Genomic DNA, 20,849 nt, shown 5'->3' with positions numbered 1-20,849 from the left:
GCGTCAGACGCGCTCGATGATGGTGGCAACGCCCATACCGCCGCCGATGCACAGGGTGATGAGGGCGCGCTTGCCGCCACGACGCTCGAGCTCGTCGACCATCGTTCCGGTGATCATCGCGCCGGTTGCTCCGAGGGGGTGGCCCATGGCGATTGCGCCGCCGTTGACGTTGAGCTTCTCGTCCGGGATGTTCAGGTCCTTCTGGAACTTCAGGACGACGGAGGCGAACGCCTCGTTGATCTCGAAGAGGTCGATGTCGTCGACGGTCAGGCCGGCAGCAGCCAGAACCTTCTTCGACGCCGGCGTCGGGCCGGTGAGCATGATGGTGGAGTCGGCTCCGCTGGTGGCGGTGGCGACGACGCGAGCGCGCGGCGTCAGACCCATGTCCTTGCCGGCCTGCTCGCTACCGACAAGCACGAGCGCAGCGCCGTCGACGATTCCCGAGCTGTTGCCACCGTGGTGAACGTGGTTGATCTTCTCGACCCAGTGGTACTTCTGCAGCGACACGGCGTCGAATCCGCCGATTTCACCGATCACACCGAATGCGGAAGCCAGGCCGGCGAGGTTCTCGGCCGTGGTGCCCGGACGCATGTGCTCGTCGTTGTCGAGGATGGTGATGCCGTTGATGTCCTTGACCGGTACTACCGACTTGGCGAAGTATCCGCCGGTCCACGCCTTGGCAGCGAGGTCCTGCGAGCGCACGGCGTATGCGTCGACGTCGTCACGCGAGAAGCCCTCGATGGTGGCGATGAGGTCTGCGCCGACGCCCTGCGGGACGAAGTAGTTGTCGTAGTTGGTGGCGGGGTCGAGCGCCCACGGTCCACCGTCGGATCCCATCGGAACGCGGGACATCGACTCGACGCCACCGGCGATCACCAGTTCGTCCCAGCCGGACCGGACCTTCTGAGCAGCCATGTTCACGGCTTCGAGACCGGAAGCGCAGAAACGGTTGAGCTGAACGCCGCCGACGGTGTCCGGCAGTCCCGCATCGTTGACTGCAACGCGGGCGATGTCCATTCCCTGATCGCCAACGGGGGTGACCACGCCCAGGATGAGGTCGGAGATCCGATCCTCGTCGAGGTCGGGAAAGCGCACGCGCAGTTCCTGGATCAGACCCGTGACCAGCGAGATCGGCTTGACCGAGTGCAACGACCCGGTCTTCTTGCCGCGGCCTCGCGGGGTACGGATGGCTTCATAAATGAATGCCTCTGTGGTCACTGTGAGGTGTTCCTTCCGTGTAATTCGTCGAACCGGTCTGCAGATCGTCCGCGCCACCTTCGGTGGTGGCGCATGGCCGAGGTACAGACCTCAGCCCCTTCACTGTAGAACGTGTTCCAAATTCATGGGAAGGACCGAAGCGATCCTGCTAGGTGACCAAGGTGATCCGGCGCGCGAACGCCTGCCCGTTTCGGTTCATTTCGAGTGCGCTTCCGTCAGCGCTCACGGCACGATGCGACAGGGCAGCATCATGTCGTGATCTTCGTGATCAAGTAGGGGCGTTGCCACACGTATCCCACTTGTCGGGCTCAGCTTTCGAGGCGGCGAGCCCCGAGAACGTCCTTGAGCAGCTCTTTAGCCACGTCTTCCGGGTCACGTCTGGCCGTCGGATCGGCGGGCTCAGCCGCCTCCGCGAACATTTCGTCCTCGTCCTCACGTGTCGCAGGCGGAGGAGTTGCCTCGTAGTCGACCTCGGGAGCGGGGGCCGGTCCAGGGTCTTCCGGGTAGTCAGGAGCCTCGGGCGGCGGAATGTCGTCCGAATCTCCACGCTGGGGCTGCGGAGCCTTGGGCTGCTGCGCTGCGCGTTCCTGACTGGGGCGCGAGAACCGCGGCGCAGCGGCAGGGCGAGTCGGAGCCTCTGACGCCTTGGGCGCGCTCGACCCGGCAGGCGCGGGCGGCGCACCTTCCTGGTACTCGACTTGCCAAGTGCCACCGAACATCTCGGCAAGGACCTCGCAGATGACCGCCGCGTTGTGCGGTTGCGTCACACGAGCACCCAGAACCGGTGAGCCGTGAGCGATGACCACGACATGACCACGCACGTCGTGAACCGTCGCAGCGGACAGCATGGCCGGAAGAACCTTGTTTCGCTCACCGACCTTGTTGCGCAAGGTGTTCCACGATTCACGAAGTGTCTCGACCGTAGGGCCGGCCGAGGCCGGCGCAACTTCTGCAGCCGCCGGCTCCTCGTACTCGGGCTCGGGCTCGTAGTCGGGTTCCGGCTCGGAAGGTCCGATCAGCTCTTCCGCTTCGACAGGAGCTGGAGCCGGTAGTTCAACCACTGGAGCTTCGACCACTCGAGCTTCGACGACCGGCGGTTCGGCAACGGGCGATTCAACGACCGGCGGTTCGGCAACGGGCGGCGCCACGATCTCGACAGCGGGAGGCTCGACGACTGGAACTTCCGCCACCGAAGGTTCGACGACAGGGGCCTCGACAACCGGCGGCGCCGCCGCGGGAGCAGTGGCGGCTGGTTCTGGTTGTGCCTCGGGCTCGGCCTTACGTTGGGAGGGCCGTTGGAACTTGGAAGCAATCTCCGGTTCGAGCGGCGGCACGGTCGGCGCCGACGCTACTGCGGCCCGTGCAGCAGGGGCAGTCGAGACTCCGGCAGCCGGAATACCCTGTTCCAGGCGCTCGAGCCGCTGCAGCACAGCCGACTCGGTGTCCGAGGCAGAGGGAAGCAGCATTCGCGCGCACATCACTTCGAGCAGCAGCCGCGGCGCCGTCGCCCCACGCATTTCACTGAGACCGGCATGGACGGTCTCGGCGAAACGGGTGAGCGTGGCCGGACCGACTCGCTGAATCTGCTCACGCATCGTGACCAGCTCCGCCTCGGGTGCGTCGACCAACCCTCGTTCGCTGGCGTCGGAAACCGCCTGCATCAATATGAGATCACGCAGACGTTCGAGCAGATCGAGCGCGAATCGGCGTGGGTCGTGACCGGCGTCCATCACGCGGTCGACGGTGCCGAACAAGGCGGCTCCGTCACTGGCGGACAGAGCATCGACTGCTTCGTCGATGAGCGCGACGTCGGTGACTCCGAGAAGAGAGAGCGCGCGCGGGTACGTGACACCTTCTTCGCCGGCTCCCGCGAGCAGCTGATCGAGGACACTCAACGAGTCACGAGGCGAACCGCCGCCGGCCTTGATGACCAGCGGATATACGGCGGGCTCGACCGGTACGCCCTCTTGGGCGCAGATCTTCTCAAGGAGTCCGCGCATGGTCGACGGCGCCAACAGGCGGAACGGGTAATGGTGCGTACGCGAGCGAATGGTGGGGAGAACCTTTTCGGGTTCCGTCGTCGCAAAGATGAAGATGAGGTGTTCCGGCGGCTCTTCGACGATCTTGAGCAGCGCGTTGAAGCCCGCCGCCGTCACCATGTGCGCCTCGTCGATGATGAAGACGCGGTAGCGAGAAGCGGCGGGTGCGTGGAACGCCTTGTCTCGGAGTTCTCGCGTGTCGTCGACACCACCGTGACTTGCGGCGTCGAGTTCGGTCACGTCCAGGTTGCCTGTACCGCCCGGGCCCAGCGAAACGCACGAGTCGCACACATTGCACGGCGTCGACGTCGGGCCCTGCTCACAGTTCAGCGAACGCGCAAGGATGCGCGCCGACGACGTCTTTCCACAGCCACGTGGGCCGGAAAAGAGATAGGCATGGTTGATGCGTCCGGTGTCGAGAGCCGTGCTGAGCGGTGCGGTGACATGCTCCTGCCCCACCACCTCGGCGAAGGACGCGGGTCGATACTTCCGGTACAGGGCCACGCGCAAAGACTACCGGCGACCCACGACAGGTGGTCCGGTGCGGGTGCAACGCCGAGTTCTCCCGAAACATGTTCGCAACACAATCGCAGTGCGTAGGAAACCGCACGCACGCATCGTGGGTTCCGTGCATGCGGGCTGGTCCGTGTGCGTGAGGAGAAAACTGTGCCCGCCACCATCGATGCCGGAGCAACTGCCTGGTTGCTCGTCAGTACTGCACTGGTACTTCTGATGACGCCAGGACTCGCACTGTTCTACGGCGGCATGGTCCGCTCGACCGGCGTCCTCAACATGATCATGATGAGCTTCGTCTCGATCGCGCTCGTCACTGTTGCCTGGTTGTTCGTGGGTTACAGCCTCGTCTTCGGCGACGATCACGGCGGCATCATCGGTGGACTCGAGCACGTCGGAATGGCGGGCATCGACCCGTCGACCGTGCACGGGAACGTTCCGGAAGTGTTGTTCGCAACCTTCCAATTGACGTTCGCGATCCTTACTGCAGCACTCATCAGTGGTGCGATCGCCGACCGAGCGAAGTTCTCCGCCTGGATGATCTTCGTCCCCATCTGGTCCTTGCTCGTCTACGTCCCCGTCGCTCACTGGGTGTGGAATCCGCAGGGATGGCTCGCCCAGATGGGAGCACTCGACTATGCCGGTGGCCTCGTGGTCGAGATCGTGTCCGGAGCGTCGGGTCTGGCATTGGCCCTGGTCCTCGGCCAGCGGATGGGTTTCAAGGCCGAGTCGATGCGTCCGCACAATCTGCCGTTCGTCCTGCTCGGCGTCGGCCTGCTCTGGTTCGGTTGGTTCGGATTCAACGCCGGGTCGGCCCTTGCGGCCGACGGTATGGCCTCGCAGATCTTCCTCAACACCCTCGTCGCCGGTTGCACCGGACTACTCGGCTGGCTGTTCGTCGAACAGAACCGTGACGGACACCCCACAACGTTCGGCGCGGCCTCGGGCGTCGTCGCCGGTCTGGTCGCGATCACCCCGTCGTGTGGAACGGTGAACATGTTCGGCGCGCTGGTCATCGGCCTGATCGCGGGCATCGTCTGCTCGTACGCCGTGGGATGGAAGCACAAGCTCGGCTACGACGACTCCCTCGACGTCGTCGGCGTGCACCTCGTCGGTGGAATCGTCGGCTCGTTGCTGATCGGACTCCTCGCGACAGCCGTGATGACGGGCGGTCCGGAAGGCTTGTTCTTCGGCGGTGGGTTCGCTCAGTTAGGTAAGCAGTTCGTCGGTGTCGTTGTGGTCGCTCTCTATGCCTTCGGAGTGACCTACGGTCTCGGAAAGCTCATCGACAAGACCTTCGGCTTCCGCATTTCGCGTGAAGACGAGGCCCGCGGAATCGACGTTGCCCTGCACGCGGAGTCCGCCTACGAGCACGGAGTCCTCGGCCACGGTCCGATCGGCGGACAGAACCCGAGCCCGTTCCTCCAGCGTCAGCGTGAGGATCGCGAAAAGCGCGAACGCGAAGACCGGTGATCTATTTCGCCTTCGCCGCAGCCTTTGCTGCCTTCTTGAACTCGCGGACCTCGAGCAGAGATTGCTCATCGACGACGTCCGCGATGGACCGCCTGGAGCCCTCGAGCCCGTAGTCGCCGGCCGCTTCGCGCCAACCCTTCGGCTCGACGCCGATCTGCTTGCCGAGCAATGCAACGAAGATCCGGGCCTTCTGATCCCCGTAACCGGGCAGAGCCTTGAGCCGCTTCAGCACTTCCTTGCCATCAGGGTTTCCCGCAGTCCAGATCGCCGCGGTGTCGCCATCGTAGTTCTCGACGATGAACTGGCACATAAGCTGGATACGCTCGCCCATCGACTTGGGGAATCGGTGCACAGCCGGGGGCTCCGCACAGATCGCGATGAACTCGTCGGTGTCCATGTCGGCGAATCGCCTGACATCGATGCCGCCGAGCCGATCCGCCAGCTTCTTCGGACCGAGGAAGGCGGTTTCCATCGGAACCTGTTGATCGAGAAGCATTCCGATCAACAACGCCAACGGGTCCTCGGCCAGGAGGGCATCAGCTTCGGGGTCACCGACAAGGTTCAGATGAAGTGCCATGAGTCCGATACTGCCACGTCAGGCAGCAGTTGTGACCGACGCCGGGGCATCCTGCGCCGGAATCTTCCACTTCTTCCAGCCGAACAGAACCAACGTCGACACCGCGGCAAGCGTGAAGACCCAGAGGTAGACGCCGACGGTCGGAATCCGCAGAAAATCGGGCGGCACGAACATGAACAGGCCCATTCCGACAAAGCGATCCGTACCCGGAATGACCGACGGGTCCCACCAAGTGTGAGACCAGTTCAAGACTGGGAGCAGGAAAACGAACGGCGCCACCCACGCCCAGCGCTTCTTCGACACCATCGCGTAGTGCGCGGCGAGGACGACCAGCGGGACGAACCACACCCAGTGATGACCCCACGAGAACGGCGAGACAGTGGTCGCAGTCAACCCCGTCATGGTGAGGCCGAGCAATTTCTGGCCGTGCCGGTGAGCAATCCACGCGGCACCGAGTCCGAGGCATACTGCCAGCGCACTGAAGACGAGGACCAGGACCCGCGACGGCGTCGGAGTGTGAGAGAGCTGAGCGATCAAACCGGACACGGACTGGTTGCTCGGGGCATCCGTCGGTCCGACGCGTTCGCTGTCGACAAGAGTGCCGGTCCAGTACTTGTATGCGTCGTTGTAGATCACGACGAAGCCGATCGCAACGGTCGCTGCGAACGTCACGACGGCCGTCACCAACGCACGCCATTGACGAGTGATGAACAGGTATGCCCAGAAGAAGGCCGGAGTCAGCTTCACACCGGCGGCAATGCCGGCTCCGATTCCTCGGAGGCGACTCTTCTCGTCCCGGCCGAGGTCCCACACGATCAGCAGCAGCAGGAAGATGTTGATCTGCCCGAGCCAGAGCGTCGTACGTATCGGTTCCATGAACAGGAAGATCGTGGTCGCCAACGCACTCACGGCGTACGCCTTCGCGTCGAGTCGATAGCCGAGGTACTTCCAGCACAACACGATCACGGTGAACAATGCCGCGATGTTCAAACCCGTCCAGACGACAATCGCCTGTTTGAGCGAGAGCACCGCCCACACCGTGAACAGCAAAGCCGCAAACGGGGTGTACGTGAACATCATTCCTTGCAGAACCGGTCCGTCGTACAACGGAAGGCCCTGAACCACGACACTGCCGCCATGACGGTAGACGTCGAGGTCGAGGAAGTTTTCGAAGATTCCCCAGTACCGCGTGTTCATCGGGACAGCAAACAGAACCATCAGAACGGATGCGACGGCCAGGACACCGAGCACAGAAAATCCGAGAACACCGACACGGAGGCTGCGTCGCGGAATGGGTGTTTCGATGACCGACCCTGAATTCACGGTGTGCGCCTCGAAAGAAGGCCCATCCGAAGCGTTGATCGCGCCCGCCATTACAACCTCCGGGATTTACACCCTATGTCGGGAATTGATGCTCCGAACGGTACAAGACGAGACCACAAGTACCGACCGGGCACGCCACTTCGAGAACTCAGATCTCGGAGAGACGCGATTCGGTGGCTGCGAGCAGGACACACGTAGCCACGCCGTCCATGGCGACTTCGAGTTCAGCCGTGGACGGGAAGCTGGGGGCCAACCGGATGTTCCGGTCATCCGGATCCGTGCTGTACGGGAAAGCCGAACCGGCAGCGGTGAGGGCGATACCCGCGTTCTTCGCCAGTTCGATGACCCGCTTGGCCGTGCCGTCGACCACGTCGAGGCTGATGAAGTATCCGCCCTTCGGCTCGGTCCAGGAGGCGACCTTCGACGCACCGAGACGATCCTCGAGGATCCTCAGTACGAGCTCGAACTTGGGCGCCAGGAACGCGCGATGCTTCTCCATGTGCGCACGAACCCCGTCTGCATTGCCGAAGAAACGCAGGTGGCGAAGCTGATTGACCTTGTCCGGTCCAATGCTTTTCTTGCCGAGGAACTTCTGGTACCAGGCAAGGTTTTCCGCCGAGCTACCGAAGAAGCTCACACCCGCGCCGGCAAAAGTGATCTTGGACGTCGACGCGAACACGAGCGGACGGTTGGGGTGTCCGGCCTCCGCTGCCATCGAGAGAATGTCGTAGGAAGGCGCGGTCTCGCCGACAAGCGGATGCACGGCATACGCGTTGTCCCAGTACAGGCGGAAGTCGGGCGCGGCGGCCGGCATCGACGCGAGCGTCCGGACAATTTCTTCGGAGTACACGGCGCCGGTGGGGTTCGCGTAAACCGGAACCGCCCACATGCCCTTGATCTGCGGATCTGACGCAACAAGTTCGGCGATCTTGACGACATCCGGGCCGTCGTGGTTCATCGGTACCGCGATCATCTCGATGCCGAGGGACTCGGTGATCGCGAAGTGGCGGTCATAGCCCGGTGCGGGGCAGAGAAACTTGATCTTCTCTTCCTGTGCCCACGGCCGGGCCGAATCCGGTGTGCCATGAAGCAGTGAGAACACGACGTTGTCGTGCATGATCTCGAGGCTCGCGTTGTTGCCGGCGAGAAGGTTCGCAACGGGGATACCCAGCAGCTCGCCGAAGATGGCGCGCAGTTCCGGCAAACCGGTGAGTCCACCGTAGTTACGGCAGTCGGTTCCGCTTCCGTCTCGAAAATCACCGTCGCCGGGCAGCGTCAGCAGCTCTGCGGAAAGGTCGAGTTGTTCCGGGGAAGGCTTACCGCGGGTCAGATCGAGTGCGAGCTTCTGCGCCTGGAGCTGCGTGTACTTCGCGCTCTGGCTCTCATGCTCGGAGGTGAGTTCTTCATGGCTCATCAACCCGATCTGGGTTTGGATAGGCATCCGGAGCGGCCTTTCACCGACGAGGCGGGGTCGGGTATGTGAAAAAATAGAGGACCCCGCGCACCCGGCAGAGCCCGTTGACCCTTGCTGCCTTCCGGCCCTGGGGGAGTTCACAGGATGCGCGCCGCGCGGGATCCAATGAACAGTGTAGACGGCTTTCGTCGGCCGCTGCACACCACCTACCGGGGTGGAGATGCAAACCCTGGGATCCACCAGTTCTTCGCAGGTCAGGTACCCGTTTAACGCTTCACGCTCGCGATTGGGTATGCTGCTCCACGGAGGATTCGCCTAGTGGCCTATGGCGCTCGCCTGGAACGCGGGTTGGGTTAACGCCCTCAGGGGTTCAAATCCCCTATCCTCCGCCAGGGAAGTCCCCGACCAGTTTTGGTCGGGGACTTTTTCTTTGCCGCGAAGCATCGCCAAGCCGCGCTACTGTCGCCAAATGCCTCCCTCGACGACTGGCCGCGTCATCGCAGCAGGTACCGGCCTTGCGCTGAGTGCACTTGTCGACGCACCCGTGAAAAAGTGGATGCCTCGCTACCGAACGCCGTCGTACGCCGCCGGCCTCATTGTTGCGGCGGCCGTTTATCCAGTGGCTCGACAGGGACAAGCCCGGTTGGGGAGCACGATCGACGTCTCCATTCCCACCCGCGAATGGAGTGCAGTGGCCGCAACTTTTGCGGTCCTTTTCGGCGCACTTGTTCTGACGTCGAGTTCCGCACGGCGACTGGTTGCAGCAAGCTGGGCCATCCATCCGATTTTCGACCTACTTCACGAGCGTGGTCCGGACTCACGCCTGCCGGATTGGTACCCCGCAATATGCGCGGGATACGACCTCGGCGTCGCTGGGCTTCTTGCTGTCGAACCACGCAATATCGTTTGACAGACGCACGAACCCGAGGACACACTCCGTCCAACCCAACAATCGGGAGTACGCGTGATTGCCGGCCAGACCAATCTGCTCGCGGATTGCAGCAGTTGCTTCGGCCTGTGCTGTGTCGCACTCCCCTTTTCCAAGTCCTCCGACTTCGCAACCAACAAGAATGCCGGCGACCCCTGCAAGAACCTGCAGCAGGATTTCCGTTGCGGCATTCACACCGGATTGCGAAAGAAGGGCTTCACCGGTTGCACCGTCTACGACTGTTTCGGTGCGGGACAGAAGGTTTCACAGCAGACCTACGACGGCATCAGCTGGCGTGATGCCCCGGAGACCGCGTCAGACATGTTCGAAACCTTCCCTGTCGTACGCCAGTTGCACGAACTGCTCTGGTATCTCGCCGAAGCCCGCTCGCTGAAGCAAACCCACTCGATACGGAAGGAACTCGACGCAGTACTCGTGGAGACGGAAAACCTGACCAACGGCACGCCTTCGCAAATCCAAGCCGTCGACGTCTCAGCACACCGAGCGGCAGTCAACACACTGCTCTTGCAGACGAGTGACCTTGTGCGCTCCCCTGTCTCGGGCAAGAAGGGGCGCAAACTCGACCACCGCGGCGCGGACCTCATCGGAGCCAAGTTTCGTGGTTCCGATCTACGTGGTGCCAACTTTCGCGGGAGTTATCTGATCGGTGCAGACCTCCGAGACTGCGAACTCGATCGAGCCGATCTGATCGGTGCAGACTTACGCGGCACCGACATTCGTGGCGCGAAACTCCGCGGCAGTATCTTTCTCACTCAGTTCCAGATCAACGCGGCGATCGGCGATTCGGCTACCACGCTTCCCGATTCGCTGACCCGCCCCAGCCACTGGGCCTGAGCCCGACTGTCAACTCCGTCGACGGAGAACCACCTTGTTGGCTTCGGGATCGACGGACACCCACGGCGGGTCAACGTCGGTTCCGTCCTCGCGATACATCAACGTACTCTGCCGTTGCTCGAATTCGTGGTGCTTGGAGCCCTGAAACAGCGCAGCGACCTCGCGAACAGAGTGCCCATGAAAAAAGTTTAGCGACGAACGCCGCTCGTTCCCGCAACTTTCGATCGGCCACTTTATGTCTGGTCCCGCGGTCGATGATCTGCCACAATGCAAGCCGTTACGACTAGTAACACCTTCGGGGGGAGGATTTCGCGTGAGCTTGATACTTGCAGCTACCGATCGTTCGTATCTTGTCCAGACACTCGGTACCGAATTAGTACATTTCGGGCACCAGATACAGCTCGTCCGCACTGGGCGCCGCCTACTCGACGACCTGGACACCGATAGTTTCGATATTGCCGTGATCGACCTTCTGTTGCCGGACATCGACGGCTACGAGATCGCACGACAGATCCGCCTGCGCAGTTCGATGCCGATCATGATGTTGGTGGACAGCCGTGAGGACATCGACGAAGCACCACACCGCGCCGTCTCGGACTTTGTACTGAGTCCGATCGATTCTCAGGCGCTCGATCTTCGGGTCACCGCGATCCTTCGCGAAACCGCACATCCGAGTGCCGGCAAACACCAACGTCACGGTGATTTGCTCCTCGATCGACGTGCGATGACGGCGACGATGGGCGGAAAGCTGCTGGTCCTCAGTCGGACCGAATGGCGAGTACTCCTGGAACTGTCGAGCGAGCCTGGGCGTGTGTACTCGCGTGATCACCTGATCCGAAGCGTCTGGGGTTCCGCCCACGAAAAGACGCGTGCGGTCGACGCGACGATTCTCAGCCTGCGGTCCAAACTCGAATCCGATCCCGCGAAACCGAAATACATCAAAACCATCCGGGGGTTCGGATACCGCTTCGGCCCGGTCGACTGAACTCGCCTTCGTGTCGGTGACGCTCGATAAGCTCTTGTCATGGGTTGGTACACACCACAATCGGTCGCCCCGGATCTCTCCGACATCCTGGTGTGCGGCTGGACGGCGTGTGCAGAAGGCGAGCACCTCCTCGTGCCCGATGCCTGCATGGACGTGCTGTGGATACGTGGCGTCGGCATCCGCGTCTGCGGCCCGGAAACCGCTGCGTGGTCGTTCACTCTTCCGCCGGGAACACGCTCCGTGGGTGTTCGATTCCGCCCTGGATCAGCCTCGCCCATGCTGCGAACTTCGGCGTCCGAGCTTCGGGACTCTCGCGCGGACCTCAGCAATGTAACCGACGCACGTACAGAACGAATACTGTTGAACCGCTTGGAAAATTCCGAAGACCACGAACAGGTCTCCATCCTCGAAGATGCTGTTCGAAGTTGGGCAAATTCGAGTTTCCGTCACGATCCGGTGATCAACCATGTTCGCACCGCACTGTCCGAACATTCGTGGAATGTCAGCTCTCTCGCCGACGCCGCCGCACTGACGTCACGCCAACTCCAGCGTCGTTGCAACGACGCCTTCGGATACGGTCCTGCGACTCTGCGCGCGATCTTGCGTCTCCAGCGCTTCATGGCACTCGCTCGCAGTCGACCCGCGTTGGGACTCGCTGAATCCGCTGCCCACTGCGGATTCAGCGATCAGGCCCACTTGACGCGTGAATGCCGCCGAATCTCGTCGCTGACCCCGGCGGCTCTGCTCCGAACCCAAGCCCCCGACTGGCACGGGTCGGATACCGTCGTCGCGCTGGCCGAGGGAGACGCGGTCGCATAGTCGCGACCGTCGTCCCCTGGCCGTCACTTTTGACTGAAAAGTGTCCTGGCCGACCACAGGCCGCCGAGGGAAAGAACTGCGACCGTCATGTAGTAGTAGCTCGGAGCGTCGAGCGAGCCTGTTGTACTGATCAACCAGGTCAAGACCAACGGCGCGATTCCGCCGAGCAGGGTCACGCCGAGGTTGTACGACAAAGACATCCCGGTAGCGCGAATCTCCGCAGGAAACAGCGAACTCATCAAGGCAGGCAACGGGCCGAAGGCGAACGCCATGATGACGCCCAGGACTGAAACAACCAGGACGAGCGTCAGAGTCGACGGGTGATCGACCATCAATTTGAAGAGCGGCCAGGCCAAGACGATTGCCGCGACGGCGGCCCAGGTCATGACTCTCGCAGGCCCGACCCGGTCTGCAAGATGACCGATCAACGGCACAGTGATCAAGGTGACCAGTCCGGCGACGATACCGCCGAGATAGCCGGCAGAGGCGGATACTCCGAGATTCTTCACGGCAAACGTCGGCATGTACAAGATGAGATAGATCGAGATAGTCGCGACGCCGACTACTGCGGCACCGGTGAGCACCCGGCCGAGATGCCTGGTCAGCGTCGTCTTCAGGGGGGCTCTATCCGGGACGCTCGTCTTGAAATCGTCCGTTTCGTCGAGCTTGGCACGGATGTAGAGACCGACCGGGCCGACGATGATGCCGAAGAAGAACGGAACGCGCCAGCCCCACGAGTAAAGCGCTTCATGCGAGAGATGGGTGTTGAGCACGTATCCGAACAACGATGCCAGGAACACCGAGGCACCTTGGCTCGCTACCTGCCAGGAAGAGTAGAACGCCTTCTTGTGTGGCGCAGTTTCCACGAGGAATGTTGTGGCAGTACCGAATTCGCCACCGGCGGAGAATCCTTGAATGAGCCGTGAAACCAGGATGACGACGCCGGCCCACGGACCGATCATCGAGGTCGTCGGCGCCACGGCCATGATGAGCGTGCCGATCATCATCAGCATCATCGTCAACGTCAAGGCGTTCTTGCGCCCGCGACGGTCGGCGTAGCTGCCGAGAACCATCCCGCCCAGTGGCCGGATGACGTACGAGATTGCGAACGTCGCAAACGTCAGTATCAATCCGAGTGTGTTGTCGCCACCGGGAAAGAAGTTATGGGCGATGACCACTGCGAATGACGCGTAGACGATGACGTCGAACCACTCGAGCGCGGCGCCGAGTGAGCTGCTGATCACCGCCTTGCGAGCAGCGGCCAGGCGTTCCGGAGTGACAGTTCCGGAGGTTGGCGTAGTTGCCGTGGACATAGGTTTCCTTAGGGGATTAGGGGGTGGATCAGGCGCGGGCGTGAGCGATGACGCTCCGAACGAACTGCTCGCACTGTGCCAATTGGTCAAGTGTCACGTACTCGTCGGGTGCATGAGCCTGCGTGATACTTCCCGGACCGCACACAACCGTAGGGACACCGATACTCGCGAACATGCCGGCCTCGGTGGCGTAGGCGACCTTTTCGTCCGTGGGCCGACCGCCCCATTGTTCTACCAGTGCAGCCGCCGAAGCATTCGCATCCGTCTCCAGCGGAGGAACCGAGGCCGAGACGTGCATCGTCACGGAGGCCGACGGATTTTCTTCCCGCATCAATGTTTCGATCCGATTAGCCTCGGCGGCAAAGCGTTCGAGCAGATCCTCGGCTCCTGCTGTGCTGATACTCCTGAACTCGAAAGTGATGGAGCAATCCTCGGGCACTGTGTTGACTGCTATTCCGCCGGATACGAGATTGACCGAGCATGTTGTCCAGGCCACGTCGAATGCGTCGTCGTACGGGCCGGACGCACGGAGCTCGTCGGCCACGCTTCTGACGAATCGAATCAACTCGGCGCCGTATTCGATTGCGTTCACTCCTTGTGGAGTGAGCGACGAGTGAGCCGAAACGCCCTGCAGATCAACACGTATGACGTTCATCGACTTGTGCGCGCGAATGACTCGCATCTCCGACGGCTCTCCGACAATGCACACCTCAGGTCGCAGGCCCCGGGTACCGATCTCCTCGACCAATCCGTCAGCACCGATGCAGCCGACTTCCTCGTCGTAGGAGAATGCGAAGTGAATCGGCTTCGCCAGCGGCCGAGCAACGATGTCGGGGATCGCCGCGACAACGATCCCGATGAACGACTTCATGTCGCACGTGCCGCGTCCGTACAGACTTCCGTCGCGAATTTCGGGGGCGAAAGGGTCGCTGCTCCAGTCTTGATCGTCGACCGGCACAACGTCTGTGTGGCCGGAGAACATCACACCACCGGAAGTACTTCCGTCAGGAGGCGTGAACGTGGCCAACAAGTTGAGCTTCGTTCCCCCGTCATCGGGAACAAGTATCGGCTCAACGCCGTGGCGACGTAGTTCCGCAGCGACGAGATCGATCAACGGTCGATTGCTCAGGGCACTCGTCGTATCGATACCGATAAGGCGCTTCACCCACTCGAGGCTTCTCTCGGTCGGAACGGCGGACAACGTGGTGGACGGCATCAGGATTCTCCTCTCACAGCAGGAACACGGCGGGCACTCGCCGCCGCGTTCTGCCCTTCGAGCATGAATGAAGTGATCCCAGACACAATGAAGATGCACGATACTTGCATGATGATCGAACAAACGCAGGATTCCGCCGTGCTCGACGACGTTGACCTCGCCCTGATCAATTGCCTGCAACTCAACCCGCGAGCGTCGTGGCGCACGGTTGGTGACGCGCTCAAAGTCGATCCGGTCACCGTCGCGCGGCGCTGGCAGCGACTACAGGACTCCGGCACAGCCTGGGTCTCCGCGAGGGCAACCGGCCACGGCCGTCCGGAATCGTGTCTGGCATTCGTGGAAGTCGACTGCACGACTTCGCACGCCTTGGCGATTGCCGAACGACTCGCCCTCTGGCCGCAAGTGCTGAGCGTCGAACACACAAGCGGCCCAGGCGACTTGACTCTTCTCGTCGAAGTCAGAGACATGGCTTTCCTGTCGCGCTTCATGCTTCGCTCGCTGGCGTCGGTGCCCGGAATCGTCAGTTCGCGTGCACATCTCGTCACCGAAGTCTTCGCGATCGGAGACGACTGGAAGTTGCAGGTACTCGATGCCACGCAGCGGGCGGTGATGACAGACCGGCCTGTGCGCTACAGATATGCACCGACGGATCAGCGCCATCACGGGAAGACGTTCGACGCGGTCGATCGCCGATTGATCTTGAAGCTGGGCGAGGACGGTCGATCATCGATTGCAGAGCTCACGGTCGGTACTGGCCTCAGCGAAAGTACGGTCAGGCGGCGCCTTGCCGAACTGACGTCGCGCAACCAGATCGTGTTCCGCTGCGACGTGTCACTGCCGTTGTCCGGTTGGCCTTTCGTGACCTGGGTGTGGGGATATGTCGATCCCACGGACCGGTCGACGATTCGTGCGCTGGTGGAACGAGTGCCAGGCATGCGCGTTTGCATGCGGATATCCGGAGGCCGCGCCAACACATTGCTCGCGATCGCCGCCCATTCCCTTCGTGAAACCCCCATTACCGAGGTACAACTCGCCCAAGAGGCGCCGGGTCTGGTGGTGCTGAACAGATCGGTGGTGCTGAGATCCATGAAAAGGGTCGGCCGACTTCTCGATGACGAAGGAAAGAGTGCCGGTGTCGTACCGATGGATATCTGGGCGGACGCTCCGGAAATCGAGTGAATGTCCGAAATAATCAATCATGATGCTCCGCGGCGGAGAAGGATCGACGTCATGACTTCAACAGAGAACTCCCCCGCCCAACGCTATCGGGATCTGGCCGCCGAATTCACGGCGCGGATCGACGCCGTACCCGCAGATCGCTGGGACAACGATTCCCCCTGCGAGGGCTGGACCGCCCGCGACGTGGTGAGACACGTGCTCGACAGCGAACGAGACATGGTCAAGGTAGTCGGCCTGGAATTGGCCTCGGGCCCGTCGGTTGACGACGACCCGTCCGCAGCCTGGGCGGCCGTCCGCGATTCGATGCAGGAAATTCTGGACGATCCAGAAAAGTCCACTCTCGAATACGACGGGCACTTCGGCAGGACCAACCTCGGGGCCACGGTCGAAGGGTTCTTGTGTTTCGATCTGGTCATCCACGGTTGGGACCTCGCAGCCGCAACCGGTACCGATACGGCGATGCGAGACGCGGACGTGGACTGGGTGTCGGAGATCGCCGCGGGCCTGGGCGACTCGATCCGCATGAGCGGCGTATGCGGCCCGGAAATACAGGTTCCGGACAACGCTGACAAAGCGACGAAACTCCTTGCCTTCCTCGGCCGGAAAGCGTGAAAAAGCACCCCTGACGTGCGCATTACTTCCATACACATGTAATGTCGCGGTATGCCAGAGCGTCGAAAATCCTCCACGAGTCCAGACCTGCTTGCGGCGGCATTGTTCGACGTCGCCGCGGAATCCGGACTGGAAAACGCCAGCGTCCGCGAGGTCGCAAAACGAGCGGGCGTCTCGATCGGCGCAGTGCAACATCATTTCTCGACCAAGGACGAGATGTTCGCATTCGCACTGCGAACACTCGTCGATCGATTGTTGACAAGACTGGCCGAGTCGTCCGCCGACGCGGATCCGCATACCTCTCTGTTCCAGGCACTCTCGCAACTGCTGCCCCTCGACGAACAACGCACGCGCGAGGCACATGTGCTCGCCGCATTTGCCGTGCGTGCCGCGACCAGCGAGTCACTCTCCGAAATCCGCCGGACAACTCTGTTCACAATCCGCACCGGCATCTCGACGGTCCTGATCGGGATCGGAACCCCGGAAGCGGAAACCAGAGCAGCACTCCTACTTTCAACCGTAAACGGGTTGGCACTCGACGCACTCGGAAGCCCCGCCATGTATCCGCCGCAGTACCTCGATCACGCTTTGGAAACCGCAATCCGCCTCACCCTGCACGACGCCGAGAACCCGCTCGCCTCCGTCGGGCTCGCCAGCTGACGTGGCAGGAGCAGGGCGCTTCGCGCCGAGCCCGTCCGGCGATCTCCATCTGGGAAACCTCCGAACCGCCCTCTTGGCCTGGTTGTTCGCCCGCACCAGCGGGCGCGACTTCCTCATTCGGGTCGAGGATCTCGACCGTGTCCGACCCGGCGCGATGGAACGGCAACTCGACGATCTGCGGGTGCTCGGCCTCACCTGGGACGGCCCGGTCGTCCTACAGTCACACCGTCTTCCCTTGTACCACAAGGCCATCGAACTATTACGCGAGCGTGACCTGACCTATCCTTGCTTCTGCACACGCAAGGAGATTCTGCAGGCACCGTCCGCTCCCCATGCTCCCGACGGCGCCTACCCCGGCACGTGTCGAAACCTGTCGGAGGCCGAACGCGCCGAGAAATCAGCAATCGGCCGATCCCCCGCACTGAGGCTACGGGCCGGCATCGACTCGTTCACCGTGCACGACGAACTGTTCGGCGAAGTGACGGGACAAGTCGACGACGTCGTCCTGCTCCGCGGTGACGGGGTACCCGCCTACAACCTCGCCGTTGTCGTCGACGACGGCGCCCAGAACATCGACCAGGTGGTCCGCGGCGACGACCTCCTGACCTCGGCTCCACGCCAGGCCTACCTTGCTCGACTGCTCGACATCGAACCACCGTCGTACGCGCACGTTCCTCTCGCGGTGAACAGTGAAGGCAAACGACTCGCGAAGCGCGACGGCGCCGTGACTCTTGCAGATCAACTCGAGGCCGGACGCAGTGCCGAACAGGTTCTGACGATGATCGCGTCGAGCATCGGCCTCGCCGAACCCGGCGAAGTTGTCACACCACCACTATTGGCGGATCGATTCGATTCTCGGAAGATCCCCCGGACCCCGTGGATTTTCCCGGCGAAGTAAGCGAAGGATCAATTTGCACCTCGACGGAGCAAAGGGTCGATTGTCCGATATGAGCAAGCCGTCCGCAATAGCTATTCGTTGGCAATTCTCCAATAGTGAAGTACGGTCGAGACTGGCGAAGGCATTTAAGGGCGAGTGGTCCCTGCAAAACTACGGCCGGGATCTGAACCTGGAATCCGACCGCAGGACCCACTTGCAGCATCCACGCTGACACGCACGTCCGGCACGGGAGACTCAGGACGAAAAGGAATACGCATGGTCCGCGAGCTTCGCGAGGCACTCGACGACCATCAATTCGAGGTGTTGTATCAACCCCAGGTCAATCTGAACTCGTCAGCAATTATCAGCTATGAAGCCCTGCTGCGGTGGCGCCATCCACTTCGAGGGTTGATCGAGCCTCAAGATTTCATGCGCTCCGCCGAGTCTTCCGGGCTCATCATTCCCATCGGATTACAAGCTCTGGACATGATTTGCGCCCAAACAGCGTCGTGGCCCGAGCACATGATGGTCGCGGTCAACTTTTCGCCTCGCCAACTCGCTACCCCGCACGCAGCTCACGAGATCCTCGGAGCGCTCGACAGTTCTGAAACCCCACTGAGCAGAATTATCGTGGAAGTCACCGAACTCGGCGTCGTGGGTCAGCATGCCGCCGAGACTCTTCACATCCTGCACAACGAAGGAATTCGAATTGCCCTCGATGATTTCGGGGCGGGCTTCGCATCGTTCTCCGCGTTATCGGAATTGCCGCTCGACATTCTCAAGATCGACCAATCGTTGACCTGGGCCGTCAGCGCAGCGGGTCGTGCTGGAGATCGCGCCTTCATGGTCATGGAGTCCATCACCGACATCGCTCGGAAGCTCGGTCTTGATTCGATAGCCGAGGGCGTAGAAACCGCCGAACACGCAGCCAACGTCCTGCGCGCCGGCTGCGACATGGGCCAGGGCTATTACTTCGGGAAGCCACTTCCTGCGTCGTCCATCGTCACTTCCGTGTGAGTGCCAGGCACTTCAGTACGACGCCACTTCAGTACGACGACGATGCACTCGCTATGAGTGCGACTACGAGAATCACGGCAAAAATCGCCAAGAAAGCCGCTCCGACCGCAATTCCGGCAATCGCAAGCCCGCGTCCCTCTTGACCTGTCTGCTTGATCTGATTGAGCGCGACAATTCCCAAGATGATTCCGACGATTCCGCCGACGCTGTAGAAGCAACCGCCTGCAAGCGATACAACCAGCGATGCAATTGCGAGACCATTGGTGCCGACCGGCTGCATCGGCGGTGCGTACCCACCCGTGAATTGATTCGGTTGACCGTACGGGTTCGGAGGTTGGCCGTATTGAGCTTGTCCGTACTGAGCCTGTCCGTATTGTCCGGGTTGCTGATATTGATTCTGCTGATATTGATTCGGCGGTCCGAAACTCTGCGGCGGCAGGTATGGGTTGGGTTCACCAATCCCACCCGGCTGAGGCGTATTACCGGGCGGGTTGTACGACGGCGGCGGATAACCCGGGTACTGCTCGTTGGGAGTGGTATATCCGGGAACTTCAGGTGAAGACTGCGTTTCGGACGGGGACACGCCGTACCCCTCGGGAGGCATGCTCGGAAATTCTCCGTATCCAGGTTTTGCCTGGTAATCACTCGAAGAATCGTCGTTGTTGCCCCCGGAACTCGTCATACAACGCAGCCTAAACCACAGGTGACCTCCGAATCCAAGTGAGCAGATGTCATCCACATAGCTCTTTGATCCCAGTAGGGTCATATCCACTGTCACACTCGAGCGCGATATTTACGACTGAGGGGAACACATGACAACCGGCGGGTACGACCCCAACCAGAATCCAGAAGGCGGGAAGCAATTCCCACCCCAGGATCCATATGGCCAACAGGGAACACCTCCTCCCGGAAGTTACCCTCCACCGGCCGGTCCTCCGCAGGGTGGAAGTTATCCCCCGCCCGGCGGCTACCCGCCGCCCCCACAGGGCAACTTCCCTCCGCCCCCTCAGGGTGGAAGCTATCCCCCTCCCGGCGGAAACTACCCGCCGCCCGGCGGTTACCCGCCACCTCCCGGAGGCGGCAACTTCCCGCCGCCGCCCGCCAATGACTACGGCGCAGGATTCGGTGGACCGCAGCTTTCCGTGGGTGCCGCGCTGAATTACGGCTGGGAACGCTTCAAGAACAATGCGTTGACGTGGATCGGTATCACTGTTGTCGCGGGCTTGATTTCCTTTGGCATCAACCTGTTGTTCGGTGGCTTCGACTTCTCGACAGACGGTTCGACTTCGGTGTCGGCGTTGAGCATCATCGGCGGATTGGTCTCGATCGTCGTCAGCATTCTGATCCAGGCTGCCTACGTTCGAGGTGCCCTCCATGAAGTCGACGGCAACAAGCCTGCTTTCGGTTCCTTCTTCCAGTTCTCGAACATCGGCGCCGTTATTCTGGCGAGCATCTTGGTAGGGTTCGCGGTAGCGATCGGCCTCGTCCTGCTGATCATTCCGGGCATCGTCATCGCGTTCCTGACCTACTTCACGTTGCAGTTCGTTATAGATCAGGATCAGGATCCCGTCACCGCAATCAAGTCGAGCGCCAGCGTCATCTCCAAGAATGTCGGCCCGCTGCTTCTCCTGGCACTCGCGGCAATCGGCATCAATCTCGTTGGCGCACTGCTCTGCGGTCTCGGATTGCTGGTCACCGGACCGGTCACTCTCATCGCAGGCACCTACGCGTATCGCGTCATCACAGGACGCTTCGTAGCAGCACTCTGATCAGGCTTCATCCCATTACTGAAGGCCCTGCGGTTCCACGTGAAACCGCAGGGCCTTCGGTG

General features: G+C 61.6%; 20 protein-coding genes, 1 tRNA gene and 1 other RNA gene. 12 read left to right on the top strand and 10 right to left on the bottom strand.

Annotated elements, in window-relative coordinates; all coding sequences use genetic code 11:
- Nucleotides 1–3: 3 nt before the first annotated feature.
- Both ACSW29_RS03590 and ACSW29_RS03585 read right to left on the bottom strand, forming a co-directional pair.
- The gene (locus ACSW29_RS03590; protein WP_003943886.1) at nucleotides 4–1,218 is read right to left on the bottom strand and encodes an acetyl-CoA C-acetyltransferase; all 1,215 of its coding nucleotides are present in this window, start codon (nucleotides 1,216–1,218) and stop codon (nucleotides 4–6) included.
- Between the two features lie 308 nt (nucleotides 1,219–1,526).
- Entirely contained in the window at nucleotides 1,527–3,761 is a 2,235-nt protein-coding gene (locus tag ACSW29_RS03585) for a DNA polymerase III subunit gamma and tau (protein WP_448276489.1), read from the bottom strand.
- 162 nt (nucleotides 3,762–3,923) lie between these two features.
- On the opposite strand from ACSW29_RS03585, the gene ACSW29_RS03580 reads away from it, so the two are divergent.
- Complete coding sequence (locus ACSW29_RS03580; protein WP_448276488.1) at nucleotides 3,924–5,243, top strand: ammonium transporter; 1,320 nt, start codon at nucleotides 3,924–3,926, stop codon at nucleotides 5,241–5,243.
- A 1-nt stretch (nucleotide 5,244) separates the two neighbouring features.
- On the opposite strand, the gene ACSW29_RS03575 is transcribed toward ACSW29_RS03580, so the two are convergent.
- From ACSW29_RS03575 to ffs, 4 genes are all read right to left on the bottom strand, one after another.
- Nucleotides 5,245–5,820: an HhH-GPD-type base excision DNA repair protein gene (locus tag ACSW29_RS03575; protein WP_230816603.1), complete on the bottom strand. Its 576-nt coding sequence runs from the start codon at nucleotides 5,818–5,820 to the stop codon at nucleotides 5,245–5,247.
- 18 nt (nucleotides 5,821–5,838) lie between these two features.
- Nucleotides 5,839–7,143, bottom strand: coding sequence for a glycosyltransferase 87 family protein (locus tag ACSW29_RS03570; RefSeq protein WP_448276486.1), 1,305 nt, complete (start codon nucleotides 7,141–7,143; stop codon nucleotides 5,839–5,841).
- Nucleotides 7,144–7,291: 148 nt separating this feature from the next.
- Nucleotides 7,292–8,584, bottom strand: coding sequence for an aminotransferase class I/II-fold pyridoxal phosphate-dependent enzyme (locus tag ACSW29_RS03565; protein ID WP_230816605.1), 1,293 nt, complete (start codon nucleotides 8,582–8,584; stop codon nucleotides 7,292–7,294).
- Nucleotides 8,585–8,625: 41 nt separating this feature from the next.
- Nucleotides 8,626–8,725, bottom strand: an RNA gene (gene ffs / locus ACSW29_RS03560) — signal recognition particle sRNA small type.
- A 136-nt stretch (nucleotides 8,726–8,861) separates the two neighbouring features.
- Here ffs and ACSW29_RS03555 point away from each other — a divergent pair.
- From ACSW29_RS03555 to ACSW29_RS03545, 3 genes are all read left to right on the top strand, one after another.
- Nucleotides 8,862–8,949, top strand: a tRNA-Ser gene (locus ACSW29_RS03555).
- Between the two features lie 77 nt (nucleotides 8,950–9,026).
- The gene (locus ACSW29_RS03550; RefSeq protein WP_448276485.1) at nucleotides 9,027–9,467 is read left to right on the top strand and encodes a hypothetical protein; all 441 of its coding nucleotides are present in this window, start codon (nucleotides 9,027–9,029) and stop codon (nucleotides 9,465–9,467) included.
- 54 nt (nucleotides 9,468–9,521) lie between these two features.
- Nucleotides 9,522–10,340: a pentapeptide repeat-containing protein gene (locus ACSW29_RS03545; protein ID WP_230816607.1), complete on the top strand. Its 819-nt coding sequence runs from the start codon at nucleotides 9,522–9,524 to the stop codon at nucleotides 10,338–10,340.
- 9 nt (nucleotides 10,341–10,349) lie between these two features.
- Here ACSW29_RS03545 and ACSW29_RS03540 read toward each other — a convergent pair whose 3' ends face one another.
- A complete protein-coding gene (locus ACSW29_RS03540) occupies nucleotides 10,350–10,751 on the bottom strand; it encodes a DUF6191 domain-containing protein (RefSeq protein WP_448276484.1) in 402 nt (133 codons plus the stop codon).
- On the opposite strand from ACSW29_RS03540, the gene ACSW29_RS03535 reads away from it, so the two are divergent.
- Together ACSW29_RS03535 and ACSW29_RS03530 are read left to right on the top strand one after the other, a co-directional pair.
- The gene (locus ACSW29_RS03535) at nucleotides 10,654–11,325 is read left to right on the top strand and encodes a response regulator transcription factor (protein WP_448276483.1); all 672 of its coding nucleotides are present in this window, start codon (nucleotides 10,654–10,656) and stop codon (nucleotides 11,323–11,325) included. The genes ACSW29_RS03540 and ACSW29_RS03535 overlap by 98 nt on opposite strands.
- Nucleotides 11,326–11,364: 39 nt before the next feature.
- Entirely contained in the window at nucleotides 11,365–12,144 is a 780-nt protein-coding gene (locus ACSW29_RS03530; RefSeq protein WP_317826586.1) for a helix-turn-helix domain-containing protein, read from the top strand.
- A 23-nt stretch (nucleotides 12,145–12,167) separates the two neighbouring features.
- Here the strand turns inward: ACSW29_RS03530 and ACSW29_RS03525 are convergent, their stop codons facing one another.
- Together ACSW29_RS03525 and argE are read right to left on the bottom strand one after the other, a co-directional pair.
- Entirely contained in the window at nucleotides 12,168–13,457 is a 1,290-nt protein-coding gene (locus tag ACSW29_RS03525; protein WP_317826587.1) for an MFS transporter, read from the bottom strand.
- A gap of 28 nt (nucleotides 13,458–13,485) precedes the next feature.
- The gene (gene argE, locus ACSW29_RS03520) at nucleotides 13,486–14,673 is read right to left on the bottom strand and encodes an acetylornithine deacetylase (RefSeq protein WP_448276481.1); all 1,188 of its coding nucleotides are present in this window, start codon (nucleotides 14,671–14,673) and stop codon (nucleotides 13,486–13,488) included.
- Between the two features lie 108 nt (nucleotides 14,674–14,781).
- Here argE and ACSW29_RS03515 point away from each other — a divergent pair, with 108 nt between their 5' ends.
- From ACSW29_RS03515 to ACSW29_RS03495, 5 genes are all read left to right on the top strand, one after another.
- Nucleotides 14,782–15,852, top strand: a complete 1,071-nt coding sequence (locus ACSW29_RS03515) for an Lrp/AsnC family transcriptional regulator (RefSeq protein WP_317826589.1) — start codon at nucleotides 14,782–14,784, stop codon at nucleotides 15,850–15,852.
- Nucleotides 15,853–15,903: 51 nt separating this feature from the next.
- A complete protein-coding gene (locus tag ACSW29_RS03510) occupies nucleotides 15,904–16,464 on the top strand; it encodes a TIGR03086 family metal-binding protein (RefSeq protein WP_317826590.1) in 561 nt (186 codons plus the stop codon).
- A 51-nt stretch (nucleotides 16,465–16,515) separates the two neighbouring features.
- Nucleotides 16,516–17,124: a TetR/AcrR family transcriptional regulator gene (locus ACSW29_RS03505; RefSeq protein ID WP_347875498.1), complete on the top strand. Its 609-nt coding sequence runs from the start codon at nucleotides 16,516–16,518 to the stop codon at nucleotides 17,122–17,124.
- 1 nt (nucleotide 17,125) lies between these two features.
- A complete protein-coding gene (gene gluQRS, locus ACSW29_RS03500; protein WP_317826592.1) occupies nucleotides 17,126–18,022 on the top strand; it encodes a tRNA glutamyl-Q(34) synthetase GluQRS in 897 nt (298 codons plus the stop codon).
- A 255-nt stretch (nucleotides 18,023–18,277) separates the two neighbouring features.
- Nucleotides 18,278–19,018 carry an EAL domain-containing protein gene (locus tag ACSW29_RS03495; RefSeq protein ID WP_317826593.1) on the top strand — a complete coding sequence of 247 codons (741 nt, stop codon included), beginning with the start codon at nucleotides 18,278–18,280 and terminating at the stop codon, nucleotides 19,016–19,018.
- A gap of 28 nt (nucleotides 19,019–19,046) precedes the next feature.
- Here ACSW29_RS03495 and ACSW29_RS03490 read toward each other — a convergent pair whose 3' ends face one another.
- Nucleotides 19,047–19,700, bottom strand: a complete 654-nt coding sequence (locus ACSW29_RS03490) for a DUF4190 domain-containing protein (RefSeq protein WP_347875496.1) — start codon at nucleotides 19,698–19,700, stop codon at nucleotides 19,047–19,049.
- Nucleotides 19,701–19,830: 130 nt separating this feature from the next.
- Here ACSW29_RS03490 and ACSW29_RS03485 point away from each other — a divergent pair, with 130 nt between their 5' ends.
- Nucleotides 19,831–20,787, top strand: a complete 957-nt coding sequence (locus ACSW29_RS03485; RefSeq protein WP_448276479.1) for a hypothetical protein — start codon at nucleotides 19,831–19,833, stop codon at nucleotides 20,785–20,787.
- Nucleotides 20,788–20,849: the final 62 nt, after the last annotated feature.

The sequence above is a fragment of the Rhodococcus sp. GB-02 genome (assembly GCF_053470465.1).
The sequence above is the reverse complement of the archived record's forward strand: the minus strand, read 5'-3'. Positions and strand labels throughout refer to the sequence as shown.

Excerpts from the sequence above, each read along its gene's own strand:
- ACSW29_RS03495 (WP_317826593.1), top strand. The coding sequence starts at position 18,278 with ATGGTCCGCGAGCTTCGCGAGGCACTCGACGACCATCAATTCGAGGTG.
- ACSW29_RS03550 (WP_448276485.1), top strand. The coding sequence starts at position 9,027 with ATGCCTCCCTCGACGACTGGCCGCGTCATCGCAGCAGGTACCGGCCTT.
- argE (WP_448276481.1), bottom strand. The coding sequence starts at position 14,673 with ATGCCGTCCACCACGTTGTCCGCCGTTCCGACCGAGAGAAGCCTCGAG.
- ACSW29_RS03510 (WP_317826590.1), top strand. The coding sequence starts at position 15,904 with ATGACTTCAACAGAGAACTCCCCCGCCCAACGCTATCGGGATCTGGCC.
- ACSW29_RS03530 (WP_317826586.1), top strand. The coding sequence starts at position 11,365 with ATGGGTTGGTACACACCACAATCGGTCGCCCCGGATCTCTCCGACATC.
- ACSW29_RS03485 (WP_448276479.1), top strand. The coding sequence starts at position 19,831 with ATGACAACCGGCGGGTACGACCCCAACCAGAATCCAGAAGGCGGGAAG.
- ACSW29_RS03515 (WP_317826589.1), top strand. The coding sequence starts at position 14,782 with ATGATGATCGAACAAACGCAGGATTCCGCCGTGCTCGACGACGTTGAC.
- ACSW29_RS03575 (WP_230816603.1), bottom strand. The coding sequence starts at position 5,820 with ATGGCACTTCATCTGAACCTTGTCGGTGACCCCGAAGCTGATGCCCTC.
- ACSW29_RS03490 (WP_347875496.1), bottom strand. The coding sequence starts at position 19,700 with ATGACGAGTTCCGGGGGCAACAACGACGATTCTTCGAGTGATTACCAG.
- ACSW29_RS03565 (WP_230816605.1), bottom strand. The coding sequence starts at position 8,584 with ATGCCTATCCAAACCCAGATCGGGTTGATGAGCCATGAAGAACTCACC.
- ACSW29_RS03505 (WP_347875498.1), top strand. The coding sequence starts at position 16,516 with ATGCCAGAGCGTCGAAAATCCTCCACGAGTCCAGACCTGCTTGCGGCG.
- ACSW29_RS03525 (WP_317826587.1), bottom strand. The coding sequence starts at position 13,457 with ATGTCCACGGCAACTACGCCAACCTCCGGAACTGTCACTCCGGAACGC.